Annotated in this window: 7 protein-coding genes and 1 pseudogene; 5 read left to right on the forward strand and 3 right to left on the reverse strand. The window is 51.4% G+C overall.

The window, feature by feature from the left end:
* Positions 1–229: 229 nt before the first annotated feature.
* A complete protein-coding gene (locus AC2T28_RS24765; RefSeq protein ID WP_486751280.1) occupies positions 230–562 on the reverse strand; it encodes a winged helix-turn-helix transcriptional regulator in 333 nt (110 codons plus the stop codon).
* Between the two features lie 146 nt (positions 563–708).
* Here AC2T28_RS24765 and AC2T28_RS24770 point away from each other — a divergent pair, with 146 nt between their 5' ends.
* The 3 genes and pseudogenes from AC2T28_RS24770 to AC2T28_RS24780 all read left to right on the forward strand — a co-directional run bounded on the left by AC2T28_RS24770 (position 709) and on the right by AC2T28_RS24780 (position 3,043).
* The gene (locus AC2T28_RS24770; protein WP_486751274.1) at positions 709–1,392 is read left to right on the forward strand and encodes an MBL fold metallo-hydrolase; all 684 of its coding nucleotides are present in this window, start codon (positions 709–711) and stop codon (positions 1,390–1,392) included.
* Between the two features lie 935 nt (positions 1,393–2,327).
* Positions 2,328–2,447 (forward strand): annotated as a pseudogene (locus AC2T28_RS24775) (DUF6538 domain-containing protein); the annotation flags it as partial.
* Positions 2,448–2,524: 77 nt separating this feature from the next.
* Complete coding sequence (locus tag AC2T28_RS24780; RefSeq protein ID WP_486751275.1) at positions 2,525–3,043, forward strand: hypothetical protein; 519 nt, start codon at positions 2,525–2,527, stop codon at positions 3,041–3,043.
* A 336-nt stretch (positions 3,044–3,379) separates the two neighbouring features.
* Here AC2T28_RS24780 and AC2T28_RS24785 read toward each other — a convergent pair whose 3' ends face one another.
* Positions 3,380–5,041 (reverse strand): tetratricopeptide repeat-containing sulfotransferase family protein, encoded by a 1,662-nt coding sequence (locus AC2T28_RS24785; protein WP_486751276.1) that lies wholly within the window; start codon positions 5,039–5,041, stop codon positions 3,380–3,382.
* A 722-nt stretch (positions 5,042–5,763) separates the two neighbouring features.
* Here AC2T28_RS24785 and AC2T28_RS24790 point away from each other — a divergent pair.
* Together AC2T28_RS24790 and AC2T28_RS24795 are read left to right on the forward strand one after the other, a co-directional pair.
* Positions 5,764–5,964, forward strand: a complete 201-nt coding sequence (locus AC2T28_RS24790; protein WP_486751277.1) for a hypothetical protein — start codon at positions 5,764–5,766, stop codon at positions 5,962–5,964.
* 35 nt (positions 5,965–5,999) lie between these two features.
* Complete coding sequence (locus AC2T28_RS24795) at positions 6,000–7,307, forward strand: DUF6538 domain-containing protein (RefSeq protein WP_486751278.1); 1,308 nt, start codon at positions 6,000–6,002, stop codon at positions 7,305–7,307.
* Between the two features lie 294 nt (positions 7,308–7,601).
* Here AC2T28_RS24795 and AC2T28_RS24800 read toward each other — a convergent pair whose 3' ends face one another.
* Entirely contained in the window at positions 7,602–7,856 is a 255-nt protein-coding gene (locus tag AC2T28_RS24800) for a hypothetical protein (protein ID WP_486751279.1), read from the reverse strand.
* Positions 7,857–8,519 lie beyond the last annotated feature (663 nt).

The following is an 8,519-nucleotide window of genomic DNA, read 5'->3' on the forward strand; positions in this document are numbered from 1 at the left end:
TCAGTGGTTACGATGAGCCAAGAACTCTCTCTTATCAAATACGGCTATTTGGACCCATAAGCGCTGACGTCAGACACATCACATAGCCATTCGTTGCATTGCGCGACATTCGGCATGGGGGACGTCTGAAGCAGGAAAGGGAGGACAGTCGACCTTCGCTGCGATCTGCGTTAACAGCAGTTAAGCGGACCTTTTTGTCGTTTGGACTAACTGCGCCGATGTCCATCTCTTACTTATTAACTTGGTTCCAATTGTAGAGCTGTCCCAGAATACTGCAAAGGGCGCGTCCCTTCGCAGTAAGCGAATAACCGACACGTCGACGTGCGTCGTTCTTCGGAGAACGGAATATCAATCCATGTTCTTCAAAATCCTTCAACTGTTCAGTCAGTACCTTGCGGCTGATGCCATCTATCGCTCTTGTAAGCTCCAAGAAGTGCATTTCGCCACCCGTTAGACAATGCAAGATGCTTGGCCCGTATTTGCCACTCAACGTGCGAAGTGTTTGAGCGACAGGGCACTCTCCGGTGATAGGATCTGCCCATGATTTTATCTGAACCATCATCTCCGTCACTTCAGTCTCTAGTTACAAAAAGGTGCCTAATTGCTGCGCTTGGCTGATTGTTTATCTACTTCGTTCAACGCCGTTAGGAACAAGCAGCCGTAATGACAAAAACTTGTATTGAAACAATTCCCATACTGCCTTTCGGCATGTTGAATGCTTTTCTGATCATCCGTGACGGGAAGGCCGTTCTTGTGGATACTGGCCTACCTCAGTCAGAGGCCAAAATCTACAAGATGCTGAAAAAACATGGTTTAGACTGGTCGCACATCAGCGTCACCGTTCTGACGCATGCACATATCGATCACGCAGGTTCAGCTGTTGCGGTTCAGGCTCTGACATCCGCTCCGGTAATCGCGCATGAAATGGAGATACCATATTGCCGAGGCGAGCCGCCGATCTTGAACGCGACGGGGCTGTTTGGGCACCTATTTTACAAGACAGGCGCGATACTAGAACCTTTTCCCTACTTCATACCAGATATCCCCATGACGACGACAGAGTTCAGCCTCGAAGAATTTGGTTTTCCGACAATCACTCTTCTACACACGCCCGGACACACACCGGGGTCGATATCTGTGCTTCTGGACGACGGTCGCGTGATAGCCGGTGATCTGGCTGCTTCAGGTATACTGCTAGGTGGGATCGTCTTACGGAAACGCCCCAAACGCCCCCCGTTCGAAGAACACGCCGACTTAGTTACAACTTCCTTGAATCAACTTTTGTCGCGTGGCGGGCGAAAATTCTATATTGGTCATGGTGGACCACTTTCCGCAAAGACGATTGAGGCGCACAGCGCCGCCTTGAGAAAGTTCAATCCTGCGCCGGGTTGATGCTACGCATTTTCCCCTGTTTGCTACCTTGCAGCATCTGGCAAAGTGAATTCTGACCAGCCATTCGTTGCGGTGTTAACGAATGGCTGCAAAGGGCCGGTCTTGTCGACCCGACACATTTGGCGCCCCGACTTTGTAAAGCTGACTTACTGCGCATTGCCGCCATTGGTGCCGATTGCAGCGAAGGGCCGCTGTCCGCCCTTATTGCCACTCACCACCCCGCACAGCCTACCACCAACCACACCCCATCCGGGCATCCACTCAGGGTGTCAGGGCGGGCTCCCCATCCCCATTTTTTTGCCTCAGCATCCCTAACCCCCACTTACTGATCCCGACATAACAGACCACCTGTGAGCATCAGCATTACTCAGGAGAACCACTGGCATTGACCGCTTCCACGATCTTCTAGGGAGAGCTAGTATGGGTCCTAGTAGGTTACCTTCTTAGGTCCTCTAGTAGAGGTCATTATTAGGACTTCTTCTCTCTGTTCTGTCTATCTTTATCCATTACTTATACCTATTCAATGGTAAGTAGATCTCCCTCTTAGCATCCCCCTAGAACAGAGCGCCTGCATCCCAACAGCAGCACCAGTCCCAGTTCTAGGCCTACTAGAACCACCCGCAGACCTCACCCTAGATTTCAGGCAAAAGGCCCCAGAAATGCCCCATATCCACGGCTACACAGACTAAGCTGATGAAAGGGATCACCCCGCTGGGTTTCTTACCACCCCAGCCAGTACTTCCTAACATGATGTAGCAGCCTGATTGCTGGCCCTCTGTGGCTCAGAATGCCCCTAAAAGTACCCCTGCGTTTAGGTGGTGTAATTCGGCTGTTACAGGGGCCCTGGGATATTCTTGGATTGTGGCTACCTGTGTCGTGCCCCTGGATAGGTCTCAACAGCCACAAAGTTCTGATTAGCGGAATGGCTTTACCGAAGAAACTACCCCAAGGAAGTAGCCGCATTCCTCGGTCAACAAGCCCTGAAACAATCACTAAAAACCGGTGATGCCAAGGTAACCCGATTAAGGGCTGCTGAGGTGAATGCCAGATACGAGGCCACCGTGCAGCAAGTGATCTCTGGCGTGCAGTCTTTGCCTCAGGGCAGCGCTGTGGAACAAGGAGCGGGTTCTGAATGGCTTCCCCATCCGATCTTGCCCTGGCTCGCCTGCGGTCCACTCTGGAGCATTCTGAGCCTGTTACCTACCTGCAAGCGATGCAGCCACAGCTCACAGTCAAGAAAGCAGCCCGGCGTTATCTGATGCTACGCCAGCATGAGCTGTGCCCTAGTGGGTTTAAGAGTGTTCGCTACTCTGTGGAACTGTTTCAGTTCAAGTATTGTGAACTCAAGGTTTCACAGCTTACCCGTGATCAGGGGCGGGAATTCCTGTCATTAATTGCCCAGCTCAGCCCATATTTTGTCAAGTCAGATCGCTCGAGAGGGAGGTTGCCGGATGCATTGGTGAGCCGGTCCAGCAATAGCACAGTCAAGATCACGGGACACACTCAGCGTCGTATCTGGTCACAGGTCAATCCTTGGCTTGATTGGTGCGTGCATGAGGGCGAGCTGGAAGCGAACCCGTTCCAGTCAGTCAGGTTCGAGCAGAAAGTGAAACATAACCCTTACGCCATTCCGGCGGATGAAGAGGTGTGAATGCTGTTGGCAAGGCATGTCAGGGAGAGAGGTCATGTGCTGCTCTCCGTGTTCTGTCAGGTATGTGGTCTGGTGAAGCTGCGGCCTTGCTCCGTGAGGATCTGGTGCCGAAGGACAATTTTGGCCGGTTCTTCCATGTCCGGCCCAATCGGCTGAGGTTGCTGAAGACTGATACTGCTGGGCGCATGGCTCCGGTTCATCCTGCACCGGAGCCATGCTGTCAAACCCACCCAGTTCGGGGTCACTGTTTTCGGGTTTGACGGTGAATGAGGTGACCAAGCGTTTCGCTGCTCTGAGGAAAGTGTCGCTGGCATCAGACAAGAGGCCATTGATCAATCAGCTTGAAGGCACTAAATTAAACTCTGGCCAAAGCCTAGGATCCAACTTGTCTACAAATTCTTGAAGATGAGTGGCATGAGCTTGCCACTTTCCTATTGAGGAAATACCGATCTTATTTCGAACCTGCCTTACACTAGCTGTATTTACGCTTGCTGTATTTTTCTCTGGGCTAAGAATTGCAGGATCCCAGGGGATCCCTGCAAACTCTGTGATAAGTTTCCCATAGGTCTTAGGGTCACTCACTAGCTCTTCGTATTGCATTGTTAGTATTTGATCAGAAAACTGTTTATCCCAAAAATTCATATAACGGCGATAATTGTTGGCACAGACTGCCATTGCAGATAGATCGCTGGAATAACGCATACCGGCCGAAGGGAACCGAGTGGTCCACGTTGATAAGGCAACATCTCGTGGATCCCGAAGTAAATTGACAAATTTTGCATTTGGGAAGCTCTTGGCCAGAAACCCCAACAAGCGATAGTTGTTAGGAAGTTTGTCTATAAATGCCAAAGCCCCTTGAGGCAAGCTAGGCATTTGCCGTCTATACTCCTGTGCAAAATGGCTTGCTTCGTTTGGTCCAAAGGGGGCATTTGAAAAAATGAATTGTCTGGATAGCTTTGGTGCTAGTTTCAACTCCCCGCATCCATGAACGTGAGAGGACGAAGAGAGCATCATCTCAAGAAGAGTGGTTCCTGATCTCGGTTGCCCAATGATGAATAACGGCACTGGACCTGCTGACTTAGGCCATCCCCCCTTGGACAAAGCTGGGCTGAAGATATGGGTTGCACGACGAAGCCGAGTTGCTTCGTTCTTTGGGTTGAACGGCTCTGTCTTTTGCTGGAGTCCATTTGCGTAATTATAGGCTGGCATTGCCGCGCTTAGACCCTCAGCATTAACAGTTATGTGAGCGAACGCGTATTCCAATTCATAATTTGGAGCCTCACTTTGCGCCCGCGCAGCCTCTATCAACGCAGTTGCCTTTCCCCTTTCATCACCGATAGCAGTCGCAGAAACTTCGATCAAAATATTAGAGGCCTGCGGATATTGTTTAAGTGTCTCCCAGTAAACGCAATTGGCTTCGTCCATATGTCCCTTATGCTTGAGGGAATGGCCATATTCCGTCGCGATCACAAGATCTCCAGGAGACAAATCATATGCCTTCTTTATGTCCCGATCACTTTCGCTCACATATCCTAGATCTGAATATATTGTACTTCGAAAATGGTAAGCTGAGCCATTTTTTGGATCGGCTTCGATTATCTTGTTTACGACTTTGATTGCCTCTTCCCATTCTTTACTACGGTAAAGAACTCCTAGAAGGAGCATTTTGAGGCTTTTGTTTTGTGGGTGGCGAGAGCATGCATGCGAAATGATCTTGGCGGCTTCGGCGGCGTCTCCGAATGCCTCATAGGCTGCAGCTAGGTTCTCTGCATAGTCGACACGATCCGGTCTGAGACTAAGTGCCTTTTTGCAGCAGAATATGGACTTCTGGTATAAACCGAGCTGATTGCTCGATATTCCAGAGATAGCCCAAAAATCAGCGTCTTTAGGATATTTCTGGGTTCCTCGAATTGCCTTCTTCAGCGCGGTTTTTATACGCCCCACCTTTAGATCGTTTACCGCCTTGTTTTTAAGATCTATTCCTTGGGGTGGTAGCATAAATTTCACGAGCCTTTTATGGTTTGATGTGCCAGCGTACCGGATCGGTAGCCAATAGTCATTTCAAAGTAGCATTTGGCTGATACGAAGCCAATTTGGGTCAGTTTTCGTGTTTTCTTGAAAACACCACAACACAAGAACCTCCTCACCAACCAAGCGCTACCATTGGCACTGAGAGCCCCGACAACAGCACCACTCTCTGTTCAGGACCTCCCGCAGGTCTCTCACCCTAGATTTCAGGCAAAAGGCCCCCAGGAATCCCCCAGTTTCGAGGTCACACTGTGCGTCGGCAGCGAAGCGTTGGCCACTCACTAGACCATCCGAAATACAGCGTGCGACGGTGGATTCAAATAGAAGGCGCAGCAGGCCAGTTCTCCTTTCGCGGCAAGCACAAGTTTAGCAAAACTGATTGTTCTGCAGCCCGATCGCTACCGTGAAACCGAGAAAACATAAGCATCTATACAAAGAAACCTTCATGGAGACGTATAGATGCCTACAACCTTCACGCTGCTTGTCGCAGTTGGGGGCGGCTGTCGGCTGGTCCTGTCTAAAGTACTGCGGCACCGCTTCAGTATTACCCCGTCACTTCCCCCAGTACTTGCCGGTATCATTCTGGTGCTGGCAGGGCTTCCTGAGTGGGTTAGGCCAATCCCCTTTCCCTTCCCTCTGAGCCTCACTCTGGGCTTCCTGCTACCCGACATCCTCTCTCGGAGGGTGTAGCCATGGATCAGGCACAGCCCGACCAACACACGCTGAGCCCAGGAATCCACGTCGTCATTCATGCCTTCGACGAGATTCCCGAGCATGAGTTCGAAATATCCGAAGTCTACGACGACTGCGTTGGCGGGTATTCTCTCACTGGACCACTGGCTGGCGAATACGGCGAGCCCGATTTCGAGATGATCATCCGGGTCCTCGACTGAACTAGCCCCACAATCTAACAAGAAAGGAACAGACCATGTCGTCTGCTCGAATTCGCTATGCCTACCTGAAAGGTCAGACATGGCTTTACCGAAGAAACTTCCCTAAGGATGTTGCTGCACTCCTCGGTCAACAAGCTCTGAAACAGTCCCTAAAAACTAACGATGCCAAGGTAGCCCGACTAAGGGCTGCTGAGGTGAATGCCAGATACGAGGCCACCGTGCAGCAAGTGATCTCTGGGGCTCAGTCCTTGCCTCAGGGCAACGCTGTGGGAGGAGGAGCGGGTTCTGAATGGGCCTCCCCATCCGATCTTGCCCTGGCTCGCCTGCGGTCCACTCTGGAGCACTCTGAGCCTGTTACCTACCTGCAAGCGATGCAGCCACAGCTCACAGTCAAGGAAGCGGCTCGGCGTTATCTGATGCTTCGCCAACATGAGTTACGTCCTAGTGGGTTCAAGAGTGTCCGCTACTCTGTGGAACTGTTCCAGTTTAAATACGGTGAACTGAAAGTATCGCAGCTTACTCGTGATCAGGGCCGGGAGTTCCTATCTCTGATTGCCCAGCTAAGCCCCTACATCGGCAAATCTGAGCGTTCTAGGGGTATGTCACTGGATGCATCCGTAAACTGGTCCAGTACTGGCACAGTCAAGATTACTGGGCGTACTCAGCGGCGCATCTGGTCTCAGGTCAATCACTGGCTGGACTGGTGCGTGTATGAGGGCGAACTGGAGACGAACCCCTTTCAGTCAGTCCGGTTCGAACAGAAGGTGAAGCACAACCCCTATGCAGTTCCGACAGATGTCGAGGTGCGAAAGCTACTGGCATTGCATGACAGGGACATCGGTCATGTGCTGCTTCTTTGCATCCTGTCAGGTATGCGGGCTGGTGAGGCTGCAGGTCTACTGCGTGAGGATCTGGTGCCGAAGGGCAATCTTGGGCAGTTCTTCCATGTTCGACCTAATGAGCTGCGGTTGCTCAAGACTGATGCTGCAGAACGGATGGTGCCAGTTCACGCTGCGTTAGAGCCGGTATTGTCTGCTCTACCTAATTCGGGCCCACTGTTCCCTGAACTGAAGGTGAATGACATAACCAAGCGCTTCGCGGCCTTCAGGAAGGCACCAAGGCTGGGGAGGCAGGGCTTGGTGTTTCACTCTACCCGCAAGTGGTTCATCACCCAGTGTGAGCGTACTAGCGTTCCTGAGCACTTCACCGCATCACTGGTCGGACACAAGTCAGCCCGGTCAGAGAATGGGATCACCTACAGCATCTATCCAGCAGGTATCTCTGACGAGCAGAAGCGGAATATCGTGGACCAGATTAGGTTGCCGGTTGGGGTATCCCCATGAGGACGCCGACACCGGACATAGACGCATTCGAAGAGAGGGCCGCTATCGCTGAACACGATGGTGGCCTTTCTCGTTCCAGAGCGGAGGACCTAGCTGCACAGGCACAAGGGCTCACGGATGCTGAAGCTTACTGGCAGTGGTTGGCTGATTACGTGGTCAGTAAACAGGTTTCTTAGGTGGCCATCACCTCAACCTCATTTCGTCCGGGCATCCTCATTGGGTGCCTGGACGGGGTGCTTTACAGCTCTTTTTTGTGACTTGGCCTCACTACTACCCTTGTCTAGCTATCATGCCCTAGATCTTTTCGCGCGGGACGCCATCGATTTGGATGTTCTTTACTATCAGAGACCAGTCCGGGTTCATTCTTACCCGAGAGTCCGTATTAGCGACTAAGTACTCAGCAACTTCATCAAGAGTTGAAAAGAACTCCGCGAATTTGATCTTTGTTTGGCCTTCGGGAAGGCAATGGTACCTGCCATTGCTATCAACATCCGCATATTGAACCACTTCTCCGTCTACGATCTTCTCAATTCTATCTACCAAAGCCATGCCTCTAAAGTGTGTTTCAATCAATAGCGCAACTACAGAAATTCATCTGTGCACCCAACTGCAAATGCTACCTATGAAACATTAGTGCCCCCCACCACCGAACCACCTATCCCCCGTCCGGGCATCCACTCAGGGTGTCAGGGCGGGCTCCCCATCCCATTTTTTTTGCCTCAGCCCCCTAGACCCACTCACTGCCCCCCGACATACAGACCACCTAAGAGCATCATTACTCAGGATGACTACGAGCATTGACCGCTTCCAGGATCTTCTAGGGAGAGCCTAGTATGGGTCCTAGTAGGTCCTCTTCTTAGGATCTCTAGTAGAGGTCATTATTAGGACTTCTTCATCTCTATTCTGTCTCCCTTTATCCATTACTTATACCTATTCCCCTGTAGGTAGAACTCCCTCCTTACAGACCTCTAAAACAGAGCTCCTGCATCCCGACAACAGCAGCAGTTCCAATCCTGGACCCACTAGAACCACCCGTAGGTCTCGCTCTAGGTTTCAGACAAAAGGCCCCCAGTAATGCCCCATTTTCGAGGTGACACTAACTAAACCGATGAAAGGGATCGCCTCGCTGGGTTTCCTACCACCCCAGCCAGTGCTTTCCGAGACAATGAACTAAGGCTGACGTGGCGCTAAACGTGCCGAAATGCCCCTGAT

It is taken from the genome of Parasedimentitalea nitratireducens (assembly GCF_057444295.1).

Coding starts and splice junctions, on each gene's coding strand:
- AC2T28_RS24765 (WP_486751280.1), bottom strand. CDS start 562: ATGATGGTTCAGATAAAATCATGGGCAGATCCTATCACCGGAGAGTGC.
- AC2T28_RS24770 (WP_486751274.1), top strand. CDS start 709: ATGTTGAATGCTTTTCTGATCATCCGTGACGGGAAGGCCGTTCTTGTG.
- AC2T28_RS24780 (WP_486751275.1), top strand. CDS start 2,525: ATGGCTTCCCCATCCGATCTTGCCCTGGCTCGCCTGCGGTCCACTCTG.
- AC2T28_RS24785 (WP_486751276.1), bottom strand. CDS start 5,041: ATGCTACCACCCCAAGGAATAGATCTTAAAAACAAGGCGGTAAACGAT.
- AC2T28_RS24790 (WP_486751277.1), top strand. CDS start 5,764: ATGGATCAGGCACAGCCCGACCAACACACGCTGAGCCCAGGAATCCAC.
- AC2T28_RS24795 (WP_486751278.1), top strand. CDS start 6,000: ATGTCGTCTGCTCGAATTCGCTATGCCTACCTGAAAGGTCAGACATGG.
- AC2T28_RS24800 (WP_486751279.1), bottom strand. CDS start 7,856: ATGGCTTTGGTAGATAGAATTGAGAAGATCGTAGACGGAGAAGTGGTT.